General features: G+C 63.7%; 13 protein-coding genes. 4 read left to right on the top strand and 9 right to left on the bottom strand.

Annotation, left to right across the window (positions count from 1 at the left end):
- Nucleotides 1-12 precede the first annotated feature (12 nt).
- The 5 genes from NP945_RS20410 to NP945_RS20390 all read right to left on the bottom strand — a co-directional run bounded on the left by NP945_RS20410 (nucleotide 13) and on the right by NP945_RS20390 (nucleotide 7,935).
- On the bottom strand, nucleotides 13-3,192 hold the full coding sequence (locus tag NP945_RS20410) for an efflux RND transporter permease subunit (protein WP_127266905.1): 3,180 nt from the start codon (nucleotides 3,190-3,192) through the stop codon (nucleotides 13-15).
- Between the two features lie 82 nt (nucleotides 3,193-3,274).
- Complete coding sequence (locus NP945_RS20405; protein WP_256747370.1) at nucleotides 3,275-4,435, bottom strand: efflux RND transporter periplasmic adaptor subunit; 1,161 nt, start codon at nucleotides 4,433-4,435, stop codon at nucleotides 3,275-3,277.
- 154 nt (nucleotides 4,436-4,589) lie between these two features.
- Entirely contained in the window at nucleotides 4,590-5,198 is a 609-nt protein-coding gene (locus NP945_RS20400) for a hypothetical protein (RefSeq protein WP_256747369.1), read from the bottom strand.
- Nucleotides 5,195-7,468 carry a xanthine dehydrogenase family protein molybdopterin-binding subunit gene (locus tag NP945_RS20395; RefSeq protein ID WP_256747368.1) on the bottom strand — a complete coding sequence of 758 codons (2,274 nt, stop codon included), beginning with the start codon at nucleotides 7,466-7,468 and terminating at the stop codon, nucleotides 5,195-5,197. Before NP945_RS20395 ends, NP945_RS20400 begins: the two co-directional genes overlap by 4 nt.
- Before the next feature lie 5 nt (nucleotides 7,469-7,473).
- Nucleotides 7,474-7,935: a (2Fe-2S)-binding protein gene (locus NP945_RS20390; protein WP_256747367.1), complete on the bottom strand. Its 462-nt coding sequence runs from the start codon at nucleotides 7,933-7,935 to the stop codon at nucleotides 7,474-7,476.
- Nucleotides 7,936-8,057: 122 nt separating this feature from the next.
- Between NP945_RS20390 and NP945_RS20385 the strand changes: the two genes are divergently transcribed.
- A complete protein-coding gene (locus NP945_RS20385; protein WP_256747366.1) occupies nucleotides 8,058-8,654 on the top strand; it encodes a TetR/AcrR family transcriptional regulator in 597 nt (198 codons plus the stop codon).
- A 33-nt stretch (nucleotides 8,655-8,687) separates the two neighbouring features.
- Here NP945_RS20385 and NP945_RS20380 read toward each other — a convergent pair whose 3' ends face one another.
- The 3 genes from NP945_RS20380 to NP945_RS20370 form a co-directional block, all read right to left on the bottom strand.
- The gene (locus tag NP945_RS20380; protein WP_127270167.1) at nucleotides 8,688-9,821 is read right to left on the bottom strand and encodes a patatin-like phospholipase family protein; all 1,134 of its coding nucleotides are present in this window, start codon (nucleotides 9,819-9,821) and stop codon (nucleotides 8,688-8,690) included.
- A gap of 46 nt (nucleotides 9,822-9,867) precedes the next feature.
- A complete protein-coding gene (locus NP945_RS20375) occupies nucleotides 9,868-10,650 on the bottom strand; it encodes a 3-hydroxybutyrate dehydrogenase (RefSeq protein ID WP_127809045.1) in 783 nt (260 codons plus the stop codon).
- Between the two features lie 186 nt (nucleotides 10,651-10,836).
- Nucleotides 10,837-11,925, bottom strand: a complete 1,089-nt coding sequence (locus NP945_RS20370; RefSeq protein WP_256747365.1) for a citrate synthase/methylcitrate synthase — start codon at nucleotides 11,923-11,925, stop codon at nucleotides 10,837-10,839.
- A 93-nt stretch (nucleotides 11,926-12,018) separates the two neighbouring features.
- Between NP945_RS20370 and NP945_RS20365 the strand changes: the two genes are divergently transcribed.
- Entirely contained in the window at nucleotides 12,019-13,158 is a 1,140-nt protein-coding gene (locus NP945_RS20365; RefSeq protein ID WP_256747364.1) for a citrate synthase, read from the top strand.
- A gap of 21 nt (nucleotides 13,159-13,179) precedes the next feature.
- Here the strand turns inward: NP945_RS20365 and phaR are convergent, their stop codons facing one another.
- On the bottom strand, nucleotides 13,180-13,791 hold the full coding sequence (gene phaR / locus NP945_RS20360) for a polyhydroxyalkanoate synthesis repressor PhaR (RefSeq protein ID WP_027037157.1): 612 nt from the start codon (nucleotides 13,789-13,791) through the stop codon (nucleotides 13,180-13,182).
- 301 nt (nucleotides 13,792-14,092) lie between these two features.
- On the opposite strand from phaR, the gene NP945_RS20355 reads away from it, so the two are divergent.
- Both NP945_RS20355 and phbB read left to right on the top strand, forming a co-directional pair.
- Nucleotides 14,093-15,271: an acetyl-CoA C-acetyltransferase gene (locus tag NP945_RS20355; protein WP_256747363.1), complete on the top strand. Its 1,179-nt coding sequence runs from the start codon at nucleotides 14,093-14,095 to the stop codon at nucleotides 15,269-15,271.
- Between the two features lie 127 nt (nucleotides 15,272-15,398).
- Nucleotides 15,399-16,124 carry an acetoacetyl-CoA reductase gene (gene phbB, locus NP945_RS20350; RefSeq protein WP_023814310.1) on the top strand — a complete coding sequence of 242 codons (726 nt, stop codon included), beginning with the start codon at nucleotides 15,399-15,401 and terminating at the stop codon, nucleotides 16,122-16,124.
- Nucleotides 16,125-16,681: the final 557 nt, after the last annotated feature.

Here is a 16,681-nt window from a genome sequence, read left to right as displayed (position 1 = left end):
ATCGGCAATGATCTATTCGGCGGCTTTCGGAAAGGCGATATCCGGCCCGGCTCCGGCATCCCGCCCTGGCGCATCGGTCGATGAAATCTCGACCTTGCCGCGCCGGAACAGACGGCTGATCAAGCCGCGCCGTGCGCCCGGTTTGACCTTGGCGCGGGTGAACACCATCAGCATCGAAGGCGTCACCACCAGCGTCAGCACCGTGGCGAAGGACAGGCCGAAGACGATCGCCGAGGACAGCGAAATCCACCATTGCGTCGACGGCGCGTTGATCGTCGTCTCGTGATGGAAGATTTCCAGCCCGAGGCCGAAGGCGATCGGCAGCACGCCGAGAATGGCCGACACAGCCGTCAGCACGACCGGGCGGGCGCGCTCGCGGCAAGTCTGCAGCACCGCCTCGACCTTGTCCCAGCCTTCTTCACGCAGCCGGTCATAGGTGTCGATCAGCACGATGTTGTTGTTCACCACCACGCCGGCCAGAGCGATAACCCCGATGCCCGACATGACGATGCCGAACGTCTCGCCGGTTATCAGCAGCCCGAGGAACACGCCGATCGTCGCCATGACCACGCAGGACAGCACCAGCCAGACGCTGGTGAACTTGTTGAACTGCGCCAGAAGCACCAGGAAGATCAGGAAGATCGCCGCCCCGAAGGCCTTGCTGAGGAAGGCGCTGGCTTCGGCGCTGTCCTCGTTCGAACCGGCCAGCTTCCAGCGGATGCCGCTGCCGAGATCCATGTCGGAGACGGCCTTGGTCACCTGCTCCTGCACAGCCGCGACCTGAGCGCCGGCGGCGACGTTGGCCTGGACGACCACCGTACGCGCGCCGTCGATGCGGTTAAGGATGCCGACCGTCGGCTCCGGCTTGCGCACGACGAAGTTCGAGATCGGCACCGAGCCTTGTGAGGTCTGCACCCTGAGTTCGTCGAGCGTCGACAGCGTGCGCCGGTCTTCGGGCAGCCGCAGCCTTATGTCGACCGCGTCGTCGGCTCCGGCAGGCCGGTATTCCGAGAGTTTCAGCCCGTTGGTCACCAGTTGCACCACCGTCCCGACCGAGGTTGGGCTGATGCCGTACTGCGCCGCCTTGGCACGATCGACCTCAAGCGCCCAGTCGACACCGGGCGGCGGCAGGCCGTCGGAAATATCGATGACGCCGGGCACCTTGCCGATGCGCGCCGCGACCTCACGGGCCTTGTCGTCGAGCCCCTTGGGGTCGACGGCCGAAAGCCTGATCTGGATCGGCTTGCCGGTCGGCGGACCGGCTTCCGGCACGCGCACCTCGACATCGACGCCAGGAATGCCGGCCATGACGCCGCGCAGATCGTCCAGGATGTGGTTCGCCGACTTGCGCTCGCGCCAGTCGATAAATTCGTACTGGATGACGCCGACGACGTCTTCGGGGATATCCTGGCCGCCGCCTTGCGTCTTGCCGACGCGGGTGTAGACCGACTTCACACCCGGCCAGCCGAGCAGCCTGTCTTCCGCGATCTTGGTCGCGGTATCCATTTCGGCCAGCGAAAGATTGCCGCGCGCATGCACGTAGAGCAGGCCATAATCCGGCTCGACATTCGGGAAGAACTCGACGCCGGCGCCGTATTTCGAATAGGCAAAGCCGACGCCGAACAAGAGCGCGACGGTCAGCACCAGCACGGTGATGGGGAAGCGCACCGCCTGCTTGACGATCGCCATGTACCAGCCGTCGCGATTGTCATCCTCATGATGCGGCGGCGCCTTGGCGAAGATCGCACCCAGCGTCGGCGCGAAGACAAGCGCGTAGAGCATCGAGGCCGATAGCGTGACGATCAGCGTGATCGGCATGTACTTCATGAAGTCGCCGATGATGCCCGGCCAGAACAGCAGCGGCGAGAAGGCGGCGATGCGCGTCATCGTCGCGGCGATGACCGGACCGGCCATACGCTTGGCGGCGAGCGCGAAGGCTTCCTCCTTCGGCATGCCTTCGCTCATCCGCCGTTCGGCGAACTCGGTGACGATGATGGCATCGTCGACCAGCATGCCGACGGCCAGGATCAGGCTGAACAGCACGATCATGTTGATCGTGTAGCCCATCATCGCCAGCAGCAGGATGCCGATCAGGAAGGACGACGGAATCGCAAGCCCGATGAGCAGCGAGGCGCGGCCGGACAGCGCGTAGAGGATGACGATGAACACCAGGATGACGGCGATCATCACATGGTTCTGCAGGTCGCCGAGCAGCTGGTTGACGAAGACCGACTTGTCCTGCGTGTAGGTGACGTTCATGCCCTCGGGCATCGACTTGACGAACTCGTCGGACACCGTTCGCACCTTGGCGATGGTGTCGATCAGGTTGGAGCCGATGCGCTTCTTGACTTCGATGGCGATGGCCGGCTTGCCGTTGAGACGGGTCACCGTCTCGGCATCCTTGAAGGTCGAACGGATCGTCGCGATGTCCTTGGCCTGCACCACGGCATTGGGGCCGGCGACCACCGGCAGTGCGGCGACATCCTCCGGCGTTTCGATCAGCGACGGTACCTTGACGGCGTATTTGCCCTCCGAGCCTTCGATATTGCCGGCGGCGACCAGGCTGTTGGAGTTGCCGACCGCACCGATCAGTTGATCGAGTTGCAGCCCATAGGAAGACAGCTTCATCGGATCGATGACGACCTCGACGAGATCGTCGCGCGCACCCTGCAGCGAGCCCTCGAGAACACCGGGAACCTCCTCGATGCGGTCGCGCAGTTCACGCGCGGCGGCGGTCAGCACGCGTTCGGGCAGATTTCCCGAGAGCGTGACGACGAGCACGGGAAATTCGGAAATGTTGACTTCGGTGACGACGGGTTCTTCCGCCGCCTGCGGCAGGTCGGCCTTGGCGTCCTGCACCTTGCTGCGCGTGTCCTGCAGCGCGGTGGCCAGATTGGTCTGCGGCTGGAATTCGACCAGCACGTAGCCGCCGCCCTGGAAAGCGGCCGAACGCATCTCCTTGAGGCCCTTCAGGCTTTTCAGCTTGCTTTCCATCGGCCGCAGCAGAAGCCGCTCCGAATCCTCGGGCGAAATGCCCTGGTAGATCAGGCTGACATACATCATCGGAATCGGAACGTCGGGCTCCGCTTCCTTTGGCGTCGCCTGATAGGCGACCCAGCCCGCCAGCAGAAGGAAGACGAGGACCGAAATGGTCAGGCGGGCATTGTTGATTGCGAGTCTGACGATATCCATGGCTAACGCCTGTTCTTGAATTTTCACGAGCTGCGTCGCAGCCGATTGTCCCCGCCCAGGGCTAATCCGTCGCGATCTCTTGCTACTGCGTGCCGGCCGTCGCTTCGCCGAGCAGCTTCTTGATGATCGCCTGGTCGGCCTCGACCGGATTGACCAGATCGCCTTCCTTCACCAGTTCCTGGCCGGCGACGATGATGCGGGCGTCGGCCGGTATGCCGCCGAGGACGAGGCCTGTCGGCGTGTCGTCGACGAGGTCGATGGGGAAGAACGCCACCTTGTTGTCCTTGCTCACGGCACGGATGCCGAGGTCGCCCTTGTCGCCGAGCGTCACAACCGAGCGCGGCAGCAGCACCGCGTCGGTCGGCTGTGCGTTGAGCGCGATTTCCGCCGTCATGCCGGCCGGCACGGAGCCGTCGGCATTGGGGACGGCAACCTCGACGCGGAAGGTGCGGGTCGCCGACGAGGCGTCGCGGCTGATGTAGCGCACGGTGCCTTGGACGGTCTGGCCGCTGACCAGCCGTATGGTGGCCTTGTCGCCGAGCTTGAGGTAGCCGAGATCGCGCTCGCTGACTTCGCCGCGAGCAATCACCGGATCGAGCTTGAGGATGGTCGCCACCTCGCCGCCTTGCATGATGGAGCTGCCAAGTTCCACCGGCACCCGGTCGATAACGCCGTCGAAAGGCGCCTTCACCTCGTTGCGGTCGAGTTCGGCCTGTGCCGTTTCCAGTTGCGACTGCGCCGAGGTCAGGTTCGAGCGCGCGGTGTCGAGCTGCAGCTTCGGCAGATTGCCTGATTTCATCAGCCGCAAGGCTGCGTCCAGCTCGGCCTGACGCTGCACCACCAATTGCTTGGCGTTGTCGACCATCGAGATCTTTTCTTCCGCCGCAAGCATCAGCACCAGATCCCCCGTCTTGACGTGATCGCCTTGCTTGACAGGCAGCTTGTCGATGACACCGGCGACGCGCGTCGCCAGCACCGCCCGCTTGTCGGCTTCGGTCAGCCCGGAAATGCGGATGGCGCGTGCATAGGTCTTGCGTGGCGGCGTCACCACAGCGACCGTGCGCAGCGGTGCCTTCGGCTCGGCTTCCGCCGCCGCATCGGGCGCCTTGGCCTGTTCGGCTTCGGCTGCCTTGGCTTTGTTGGCGGCTACGCTGCCGACTGACGAAAACTCGCCTGTCGCCATCCATGCCGCGAAACCAATGAGCACAACAACGGCTGCAAGCTTGTGAAACCTGATTCTCATCGTCGTTTTTTCCACTGCGGGTTCGGCCAGCGTCCTCATAACGCGGGCGCGTCGCCGATATGGGTGCGCGCCGGGCCGTGTTCAATTTGCCGTGATCGGCGAAGCGCGCTTCTACATCAAAGTTGCACCGCAATATAGTCTGAAAGTTGCAAGATCATTGCGCAACCGGGCAAGATGCGCCCGCCGCCGCCCAGTTTTCGATCGCTTGATAGGTCGCTTCGGCGGAGCCCGGAGCCGGTTCACGACCCGATCCCGGCGCCCAGCCCCAGGCGACCAGTCTGTCGTCGCGAACATGCAGCGCGATGTCCTTCAAGCTGCGGTTGCCATTGCGCAAGGGATCCTTGATCTGGGCGCAGATTTCGGCCGAGGACTTGCCGAACCAGGCCATCTCGGCTGGCGCCAGATGCCAGTTCTCGGCCCCGGGCGGCCCGTGCAATGCCCTGGAATTGCTGGAGAAATGGCAAGTCATGCAACGCAGGCCCGGACTGCCGAAGCCCGACCCGTCAGCACCGCGCTGGACATTGAAGGCGTGCACGCGCGTGCCGCCGTAATGCGCACCCGACCAGCGCGGTCGCTCGTCCGCGACATGACAGTCAGCGCAGCGCGGATGCGAGAACACCGCATAGACCTTGTCCCATTCGGACAGGGCTTTTGCTGTGTCGACTGCCACCGGCGCCGGCGTCTGGCTCTCTTGCGCGATCGCAAACGGTGCTGCGAGCACAAGCATGGCAGCAGGCGTCAGCATGATGACGAGCTTCTTCATGCGAAGGCTACCGCTTTCGACAGCGGCAGCGTGCGGATGCGCTTTCCGGTGAGCGCGAAGATGGCGTTGGCGAGCGCCGGAGCCGCCGGCGGTGTGCCGACCTCGCCGACGCCGCCCATCCTGTGGAAGTTTTCCAGGATGGCAACTTCGAATACCGGGCACTGGAAGATCCGCATGGCGTCGAAATCGTGGAAGTTCGACTGTTCGACCATGCCGTCGGCGAAGGTGATTTCCTGCCCCATCGCCGCCGAAAGACCGTAGATGGCCGCCGAGATCAACTGCGCCTCGATGATGCCGGGGTCGAGCGCGGTGCCGACATCGGCGGCGATCCACACCTTCTCGATGCGGATGCCGGCCGGCGTGTCCGCCACCTGGACGATCTCGCCGACCCAGCTGCCGAAGGACAGCGTGAAGGCCATGCCCCTGGCCTTGCCGGCGGGCAGCGCCTCGCCCCATTTCGCCATCGCGGCGACTTTCTCCACCACCTTCACCGCCGAGGGATAAGCGGCCATCAGTCTCTTGCGCATCTCGACCTGATCGATTTTTCCGGCAATGGCGATCTCGTCCATGAAACCCTCGTGGAAGAAGCCGTTGACCGAGCTGCCGACCGAGCGCCAGGAGCCGACAGGGATGGAGACCGGCGCCGCGACACCAGTGACCCGGTAATTCGGGATGGTGTAGGGTTGGTCGTAGGCGCCATCGACGATGGTCTTGTCGGGACCGAGCGGCGATATCGAGGGGAACAGCCGGCGCAGCATGCCGGCAATCACCGATGGCGAGGCCATCTTCATGTCGACGGCCACTGGCATGCCATCGTCGCCGAGCCGCGCCTGGAACTTGCCTATTGCGGCTGGCCGGTAGGCGTCGTGGCGCATGTCTTCTTCACGCGTCCAGGTCACCTTGACCGGACGCCCGCCCGTCTCCTTCGCCATCAGCGCGGCGCACAGTGCGTAATCCACCTCGACGCGCCGGCCGAAACCGCCGCCCATGAAGGTGGTGTGCACATTGATCTTGTCCTGCCCGATGCCGACCGCGTTGGCGCAAAGCTGCCGCACCAGGGTCGGCGCCTGGTTCCCGCACCAGATGTCTAGCGCGCCGTCCCTGAGCTGCGCCGTGGCGTTCATCGGCTCCATCGTCGCATGCGCCAGATAGGGCACGGCATAGTCTGCCTCGACGATCCTTTCGCGCGGCGCGTCGGCAAAAGCGGTATCGACGTCGCCATTGTCGCGCATCACCGACCCCTTGGTGGCAAGCGCCTGCTTCAGCACATCTGAAATGGCGGCGCTGCCGAGCGGGTATTCGGGATCGGACCACTGGGCGTCGATCGCCTCGGCCGCCTTGAACGCCGCCCATGTATTGTCGGCGATGATGCCGAAGCCATGGCCGTAATTCGTCTCGAGCGGCACGATCTTGATCACCCCGGGCATTTTCTCGGCTTTGGAGAGGTCCGCCTTGACCGTCCTCGACCAGAAGCGCGGGCTCATCTTGACCGTGCCGTAGACCATCTCCGGCAGCCGGACATCGATGCCGAAGATCGGCGCCCCGGTGACCTTGGCCAGCATGTCGATGCGCTTTTGCGGCTTTCCCAGCAGCTTCCAGTCGGCTTTGTCCTTGAGTTTGACTTCGGCCGGCGGCGCCATCGCAGCGGCGGCCGCGGCGACCGCGCCATAGGTCAGCGACTTGCCCGACGCCTTGTGCAGGATCGAACCGTCGGCCGTTTCCAGATCGGCGGCGGCGACACCCAGTTTTTGCGCCGCAGCCGCGATCAGCATCTGCCGGGCGGCGGCACCCGCTTGCCGCATCTTGTCAAAACCGTCGCGTGTCGAAGCCGAACCACCGGTGCCCTGCAGGGCAAGGAACTTGCCGACCACGCCGAGACCCGAGCGCACCGCTTGCGCCGTCATGCTCTCGTCGAAGAAGGCGAACGGACCGCCCTCTTGAAGGATCGCGGCGTTATAATAGGCATGGGATGCCGGTCCATGCTCGACCTTAACCCGGTCGAGCCCGACGTCGAGTTCCTCTGCGACCATGGCCGCCAGCGTCGTCGAGATGCCTTGCCCCATCTCGGCGCGCGGCGCGACGATGGTGATGGTGTTGTCGGCGCCGATCTTCACATAGGGGTTGAACGTCGCCTCGCCCTTGCCGAGTTCGGCCTCGAGCGGGTTCGGAAAGGGCTTGCGATAGTAATAATAGCCGACGGCAACGCCGCCCGCGACGGCGGCAGCACCAATCAGAAACGTGCGGCGGGCGATCTTTCCAACACTGGCCATGGTGATCAGAGCCCCGCCGTCTTGAGTGCCGCGGCCTTCTTGATGGCCGAGCGGATTTTGGGATAGGTGCCGCAGCGGCAGAGATTGCCGCCCATGGCGTTGTCGATGTCGGCATCGCTTGGGTCGGCGACTTCATCGAGCAGCGCCACCGCGCTCATGATCTGGCCGGCCTGGCAGTAGCCGCATTGCGCGACTTGTTCCTCCAGCCATGCCTGCTGCACCGGATGCAGTCCGCCTGCTGTCCCGATGCCTTCAATGGTGGTGACGGCGCCGCTGACCTGCCCAACCGGGAGTGAGCAGGAACGCACCGGCTGACCGTCAACGTGAACTGTGCAGGCGCCGCAGGCTGCGATGCCGCAGCCGAATTTTGGCCCTGTCTTGCCAATGAGATCGCGAAGCGCCCACAGCAGCGGCATTTCAGGATCGGCATCGATATCGAAAGACTGACCGTCGACGGTAAGGCGCATGGGGATACCCTTTGTTGTCGTCCACTGCCAAGGCGAAGCGTCCTCTCGAACGTTTCGCTCCGATACAGATTGACAAATTTCGTCATTTTGTCAAACAGGATTTTGCAGGATAGAATTGCTCCATGAACCCGATCGAAGACATCGCCGCCATAGATCCCAAGCGCGTCCGCATCCTGGACGGCGCGATGAAGGTGTTTTTGGCCTATGGTTTCTCGCGCACCACCATGGACGATATCGCCCGCGCCGCAGACATGTCGCGCCCGGCGCTCTATCTCCTGTTCAAGAACAAGACCGACATTTTCCGCGCCATCGCCATGATGATCCTGTCACGCTCGGTCGAGGCGGCAAAAACGGCTCTAGCCGGCGAGGGTGCTTTCACCGAGCGCATGATGCGGGCCATCGACGAGGCATTCATCTCAATGATGGGCGCGGTCGTTGCTTCGCCGCACGGCGCCGAATTGCTGGACATGAAATCGAGCCTTGGCGATCTGGTGGGCTGCTGGCGCGGCGGGCTTGGCCAACACATCGGCGCCGCGATAGAGCGCGAGGCAGCCAGGAACGGCGTCGACCTGGCGGCCAGAGGCCTGTCGGCGCAACTGCTTGCCGACATGCTGCTCGACGGGCTGGAAGGCATGAAGGCGCGGATCAGAGATCCGGAGGGGCAGCGGCAGGCGGCCGCTGCCCTGATCAGGGTGATCGACCTGACCTTGAAGGCATGATTGCAGACCAATCGATGCACATTGATTGGTCGCTCAGGCGCGCCGGCGCTCTGCCTCCGGGTTCTTGCGCGCCGCAAGAAATTCCTTGACCCGCCGGCCAGGTGCCGGACCGCGCACCGGCTTGAAGCCGTCATCGAGTTCGCCGGAGAGATCGAGCGTCGGTCGCTTGCCGACGGCCTCGTAATTCTCTTCCAGCCAGTCGCTGGCGGCGGTGCGGCCGAGATCACGCAGGTAGGTCAGAAACGCCCATTCGGCGTTGACCTTCGAGGACGCCGACAGATCCTTGAATGCCTCATCGGCATCGATCCGGTGCATGCGGATGTCGCGATACTCACCATGCGGCAGACGGCCGGCGGCGATCAGTTCCTTGACGAAGGCGATCGAGCGGAATTCGCGCAGCAACCCGGCGTTGAAGGCGATCTCGTCGATGCGGTTCTGGATCTCGTTGGCGCTTCTTGGTGTTCCCTCCCGCACCACCGGATTGATCTGCACCAGAAGCACGTCCTCGGTCGCAGCCGTCTTGAAGAACGGATAAAGCGCCGGGTTGCCGCCATAGCCGCCATCCCAATAGGGCACCCCCTTGATCTCGACAGCACGGAACAGTTGCGGCAGGCAGGCCGAGGCCATCACCGTGTCGAGGTCGATCTCGCCATCGGAAAAGACGCGCAACTGTCCGGTCTCGACATTGGTCGCCGATATGAACAGTTCCATCGACTTGCAGGCGCGGACATTGTCGAAATCGATCTCCTGCTGAACCACGTCGCGCAGCGGGTTGAAGCCGAGCGGATTGGCGACATAGGGCGAGAACACCCGCGACATGGTATCGAAGAAGACATAGCCAGGCGTATTCTCGATCGACCAGTTGCCCCAGGCGACATCCCACGGCATGCGGTGTACCGGGCTGAACCGGCCCTTGGCCGCCACCGCGCGCCAGAAATCGTCAAGTTTCTGCCGCGCTCCCTCGACACCTCCGCGCACATATCCGTCGGCCAGCGCCACCGCGTTCATGGCGCCGGCGCTGGTGCCGGACACTGCTGATATCTCCAGCCGTCCGTCCTCCAGCAGGCGGTCGAGCACACCCCAGGAAAAGGCCCCGTGCGAGCCGCCGCCCTGAAGCGCGATGTTGATCTTCTTCTTTGTCTCCTCCGCCTTGCCGTTTTTGGTCATGGCGTCGTCCTTGGTTCGTTTTGGATAGATGAGAAGATTTTGCGCCTCACGCGGCGGTCCAGCCGCCATCGACCGAGAGATGCGTGCCGTTGATCTGCGCTGCCGCGTCCGAGCACAGGAACACCGCCGCTGCCGCGATCTGCTCCACCGTGACGAATTCCTTGGTCGGCTGCTTGTCCAGCATGACCTCACGGATGACGGTCTCGCGATCCATCTGATGGGCTTTCATTTGGTCGGGGATCTGCGCCTCGACCAGCGGCGTCAGGACATAGCCCGGGCAGATGGCGTTGCAGGTGATTTTTTCGCGCGCCAGTTCGAGTGCGACCGTTTTGGTCAATCCCATGATGCCGTGCTTGGCTGAGACATAGGCCGATTTGAACGGCGACGCGACCAGGCCGTGCGCCGAGGCGATGTTGACGATCCGGCCACCGCCGGCCTCCTTCATCAGCGGGATCGCGGCTGCAATGGTGTGGAACGCCGACGACAGGTTGATGGCGATGATGGCGTCCCATTTCTCGATCGGAAAGTCCTCAACCGGCGCGACATGCTGGATGCCGGCATTGTTGATGAGGATATCGACCGATCCGAATGTCTCAGCCGCCTTGGCGATCAGCGCCCGGCATTCGGCCGGTTTCGACATGTCGGCCTTGATGTAGGCGGTTTTCACCCCGTGGTGTTTGGCGATCGCATCAGTGATGGCGTGGTCGGCGGCCGTGTCGGAGAAAGAGTTGACGACGACATTATGGCCTTCGGCCGCCAACGCCTGGGCGATGGCCAGGCCAATGCCCGATGTGGAGCCGGTGATGACTGCGGTTTTTCTGGCGGCCAAGGGCGGAGTCCTCTGGTTGCGGCAAGAGCGAGCTTATGTTGCACTGCAGCATATATGCTCAATGCGACGCAATAACAGCGGCCAGAGTTTTTGAGGAGATGAAATTTTCGTCATGAGCGGCCACACGGCCGCTCACCAGGAGGATATCGTTTGGATCGCCGGTCGCTCGCCAGGCGCCAAAAGACCTCAGGCAACCAGGTCCGGCACCGGCCCGACATAGTGCGACTGCGGGCGGATCAGCCGCCCGGTCGTCTGCTGTTCACGCGCATGCGCGATCCAGCCGGCGACGCGCCCGGCGGCAAAGACATTGCTGAAAGCTTGTGGCGGAAAACCCGCCGCCTCCAACAGCAGCGCGGTGTAGAACTCGACATTGGTCTGCAGCGAGCGCGACGGCTTGGCGATCCGCAGCACCTCGAGTGCCGTTTGCTCGACCGTCTCCGCAAAGGCCAGCCGGCGGCCAGTTTCGCCCTCGCCGCCGAGTTGCCGCACGACGGCCTTCAGCACATCGGCGCGCGGATCGCGCACGCGATAGATGCGGTGCCCGAAGCCCATGATGCGCCTGCCCTGCGCGATCTCGTCGCGAAGCCAGCCGGCGGCATCGCCATGCGCCTGGATCGCATCCAGCATCTCGATCACCGGACCGGGCGCGCCGCCATGCAGCGGCCCCTTGAGCGCGCCGAGCCCGGCCAGCACGGAGGATGTCAGCCCGGCCTTCGTCGAGGCGACCACGCGGGTGGCGAAGGTCGACGCATTGAGGCCATGATCGCAGACGGTCACGAGATAGGTATCGAGCGCCTTCGCCAGCGCCGTCGAGGCGACGCTGCCGCTCAGCATCTTCAACATGTCGGCGGCATGATCGGCGCGGCTGTCCGGCGCGATCGGCTGCTCGCCGCGCTGCAGGCGCAGCAGGGCCGGCGTCAGCACGGCGGGCGCTGCGATGAGCAGCAAGGCATCGGCCAAGGTCTCGCCGTCCGGCAACAGCGCCATGCCAGCGCGCATCGCGCTGTAGACATCGAGCGATGCCAGCAAGGGCAGCGATGGCAATAGCCGCTCGAGCACCTCCGCACGCGCCTGGCCCAGCGCACGCGTCAGTTGCGCATCATCGGGAAGGTCGTCGAAAAAGCCGTCGAGCAGCAGCCCCATCACCTGGGCATAGTTCCAGCGGCCGGCCAGCTCCGGCAGCGAATGACCTCGGATCGTCAGACGGCCACCCAGCCCATCCACATCGGAAAGCAAGGTTTCCGCCGCCACCACGTCATCGAGCCCATTCGCCATAGCCTTGTCTCCTTGAAGCATTTCCGGATCGGAGATAGAGATGGGCAACGTTTCCATCAATCTTGATCAATAGAATCAATATCAGGGCTCGATATGTCCGAATGGTTGTCCCGGGAAGAGGCGCTGGAGAGGCTCAAGGTGCGGGCGCAGACGCTGTACGCCTATGTCAGCCGTGGGCGCATCGGCATGCGGCCCGACCGCGCCGATCCGCGCCGCAGCCAGTACCGCGGCGACGATATCGCCGCACTGGCGACCCGCCGGGCGCGCGGACGGAGCCCATCAGTCATCGCTGAAAGCGCCATCGCGTGGGGTGAGCCCTCGATCGCAACGGCGATTTCGACCGTCTCGCACGGTCGGCTCATCTATCGCGGGCAGGACGCCGCAGTGCTCTCCGGGCACGCCACACTGGAAGAAGCCGCCGCCATTCTCTGGGCTCTGCCGGAACCGGTGGCTTTCGAAGCACCGTCGCCGGATGTGCCCCATCAAGCCGGCCGGGCCTCGGCTTTTGCGCAACTTGCCGTGCTTGCCGGCCAAGGGCGCCCGTCGCTTGGGCGCAACCGGGCCTCGCTGCATGCCGATGCCGCGCACGCTGTCGGCGTGCTGGTCGCCGCGCTGGGCGCACCGGCAGGACCAGATCCCGTCCATCAGCGGCTGGCGCAGGCCTGGTCGGTGGACGCCGGCGGCGCCAATGCGATCCGCCGCGCGCTTGTCCTGCTTGCCGATCATGAACTGAATGCGTCGACCTTCGCCGCGCGCGTCGCAGCCTCGACCGGCGCGCCGCTGGCCGCTTGCCTGCTGGCCGGGCTCGCGACGCTGTCAGGCCCTCGCCATGGCGGTGCCGGCGAGGCGGTGATGCAACTGGCCGAGGATGCGGCCCGACATGGCGCCGATGCGACGATCCGGCGCTGGCTCAGCCACGACCGGCCATTGCCGGGGTTCGGTCATCAGCTCTATCCCGACGGCGATCCCCGGGGCGCCGCGCTGCTGTCGGTGATCGAGGTTGACGGCACACTATCGTCGCTGCGCGATGCTGCCCTTGCCGCGACCGGCGCGCTTCCCAACATCGACTTTGGGCTGGCAGCGCTGACGCGCAGCCTTGGCTTGCCGCGCGATGCGCCGTTTCGCCTGTTTGCGCTCGCACGCAGCGTCGGCTGGGCCGAGCACACGGTCGAACAGATCACAAGCGGAAGTGTCATCAGGCCGCGCGGCCGCTATGAGGGCGTGCTGGTGTAGGGTTGCAAGAGCGCCAAGCGCTCAGGACATCGTGTCGAGCTTGCGCTGCATGGCCGCGATCTGGTCCTTCAGTTCCTGAAGATCGTCGGGTTTTTCTGACGTTTCCTTCCTGGCCGGCTCGGGCGACGGCGCGGCGGCTGGCGCGGTGCCGGCGGGCGGGAACGGCGTGAACAGCCGCATCGCATTCTGGAACATTTCCATGTTGCGGCGTGTCTGTTCCTCCAGCGCCTTGATCGGCGTGGTGATCTTCATCATGTCGAGCGGCGACTTGCCGATCGCCCCCTTCATCTGCTCGCGAAAGCGCTCCTGCTCCTTGGAAAAGGCAAGCATCGACTGTTCGAGGAAGCTCGGCACGATCATCTGCATCTGGTCGCCGTAATAAGCGATGAGCTGGCGCAGGAACGGGATCGGCAGCATGTTCTGCCCGTCCTTGTTCTCCAGTTCGAAGATGATCTGTGTCAGCACCGGATGCGTGATGTCGTCGCCGGTCTTGGCGTCCTGGACGGTGAACTCCTCGCCCTTCTTGACCATCTCGGCGAGGTCCTCGAGCGTCACATAGGTGCTGGTGCCGGTGTTGTAGAGGCGGCGATTGGCGTATTTCTTGATGATGATCGGATCGTCTTTAGCGGCCATCTACATCCTCCCGGGGACACCGGCGCGCCTCTGAGCAAGCCGCCGATAACGATTGTGCCTTTTTTTTGAGGATATGCGCAAAAGCTTCACAATTCCAAGCAGTTTGTGCAGTGCGGGATCACTAAATGCTGCATAGCAGGCAAAATATGCTGCGCAGCAATGGACGAATGGTCGCCCTGGCAAGGCACGGCCTGCTTGCGGCGCATGGGCGCCATGCCCATTTCCGGTTTGACTTGGGGTTGGGAAAGGGCAAGAAAAGTCCCCAACGACAGAGCAACACCCTTGAAGTCTGGAGAAGAAAATGTCCGCTTCCATCGTCATTGCCAGTGCGGCGCGCACGCCGGTCGGCTCCTTCAACGGCGCCTTCGCCGCCACCCCGGCGCATGAACTCGGCGCCGTCGTCATCAGGGAATTGCTGTCGCGTGCCGGTGTCGAACCAGGCGAGGTCGACGAGGTCATCCTCGGCCAGGTGCTGACCGCCGCGCAAGGCCAGAACCCGGCCCGCCAGGCATCGATCAATGCCGGCCTGCCCAAGGAAACCACAGCCTGGGGCCTCAATCAGGTTTGCGGCTCGGGCCTGCGTGCCATTGCGCTCGGCATGCAGCAGATCGCCACCGGCGATGCCAAGGTCATCGTCGCCGGCGGCCAGGAATCGATGTCGCTCTCGACCCATGCCCAGCACCTGCGCGCCGGCGTAAAGATGGGCGACTTCAAGCTGATCGACACCATGATCAAGGACGGGCTGTGGGACGCCTTCAACGGCTATCACATGGGCAACACCGCCGAAAACGTCGCGCGTCAGTTCCAGATCACCCGCGAAGACCAGGACCAGTTCGCGCTGGCTTCGCAGAACAAGGCCGAGGCCGCGCAGAAGGCCGGCAAGTTCAAGGACGAGATCGTCGCCGTCACCATCAAGGGCAAGAAGGGCGACACCATCGTCGACCAGGACGAATACATTCGCCACGGCGCCACGCTCGACGCCATGACCAAGCTGAAGCCGGCCTTCGACAAGGACGGCACGGTGACCGCCGCCAACGCCTCCGGCATCAATGACGGTGCCGCCGGCGCGCTGCTGATGAGCGAGGCGGAAGCGGTGAGGCGCGGCATCACCCCGCTGGCACGCATCGTGTCCTGGGCAACCGCCGGCGTCGATCCGCAGATTATGGGCACCGGCCCGATCCCAGCATCGCGCAAGGCCTTGGAAAAGGCCGGCTGGTCGGTCGGCGATCTCGACCTTGTCGAGGCCAACGAGGCCTTTGCGGCACAGGCCTGCGCCGTCAACAAGGACATGGGCTGGGATCCTTCGATCGTCAACGTCAATGGCGGCGCCATCGCCATCGGCCACCCGATCGGTGCTTCCGGCGCCCGTGTCTTCAACACACTGGTCTTCGAGATGCGCCGGCGCGGCGCCAAGAAGGGGCTGGCCACCTTGTGCATCGGCGGCGGCATGGGCGTCGCCATGTGTATCGAAGCACTCTGAAAAAGAAGTGAGTAGCGAATAGGGAGTAGTCAATAGGGAAGAATTGCGTCAGCGCGACGGGACGTAGAGCCCTACTCGCTATTCGCTACTCCCTATTCGCTCTCCCGACCAAAGGGAGGGAACACGCATGACCAAGGTAGCAATCGTCACAGGCGGATCGCGCGGCATCGGCGCGGCGATCTCGATCGCATTGAAGACCGTCGGCTATTCGGTTGCCGCGAACTATGCCGGCAATGACGCCGCAGCGGCGAAATTCAAGGCCGAGACCGGCATTCCGGTCTACAAATGGTCGGTCGCCGACTATGATTCCTGCGCCGCCGGCATCAAGCAGGTCGAGGCCGATCTCGGCCCGGTCTCGGTGCTGGTCAACAATGCCGGCATCACCCGCGACGCCATGTTCCACAAGATCACGCGCGAGCAGTGGAAAGAGGTCATCGACACCAACCTGTCCGGCGTCTTCAACATGACGCATCCGCTGTGGAGCGGCATGCGCGACCGCAAGTTCGGCCGCGTCATCACCATCTCGTCGATCAACGGCCAGAAAGGCCAGGCCGGCCAGGTCAACTATTCCGCCGCGAAGGCTGGCGACATCGGTTTCAGCAAAGCCCTCGCTCAAGAGGGAGCTCGCGCGGGCATCACCGTCAACGTCATCTGCCCTGGCTACATCGCCACCGAGATGGTCAAGGCGATCGACGAGAGGGTGCTCAACGACCGCATCATCCCGCAAATCCCCGTCGGCCGCCTCGGCGAACCGGAAGAAATCGCGCGCTGCGTCGTCTTCCTTGCATCCGAAGATGCAGGCTTCATCACCGGCTCGACCATCACGGCCAACGGTGGCCAATACTTCGCCTGACGACGTGGCGATGTAGGAGATCGACGGGCCGGCACATCGGCCCGTTTCCGGCACGGTCCCTTTGACGTGCTCGCGACCGTAGCTGACCCAATTCGGCACGCGAAGGTTAATAGCCGGTAGCCGCCCTGTGCAAAAGCTCCTTCGTAACCTGTGGATTCTCGGTGGATAAGCTGTTCACAACACAAGATATTGGGGTGAACAAATCGGGAAAATCGCGCCATCGCTGATTCGTCGCCGATTCGTTCCGGCTATGAGCCGAACGTTAACGACGACAGCCGGAATCGCCTGCCCAACTGCTTAACGCAGGTTAAGAAAGATCAACAATTTCATCATGTTGGTCGAGGCGCGCCTAGCCACCGTGATTGTTTCCAGGCAAAGCTTAACGGCAACACCCTCTTAGCATGAAACGGGCCAGTTCAGCGATTCAGCATGTGGTGCGACTCGCGGCCGCGAAATCCAGATGTAGCCGTGAACAAAAGCTGAATCTGCAGGAGTCACTGATTCGTCGCCGATTCGTTCCAGACTCGTTCTATCCGTTAATCCGCAGCCGATTGGAA

The sequence above is a fragment of the Mesorhizobium sp. LMG17149 genome (assembly GCF_024518695.1).
Classification (GTDB): Bacteria; Pseudomonadota; Alphaproteobacteria; order Rhizobiales; family Rhizobiaceae; genus Mesorhizobium.
Note: the sequence above shows the minus strand (reverse complement) of the source record. Positions and strands in the feature narration are given on the sequence as shown.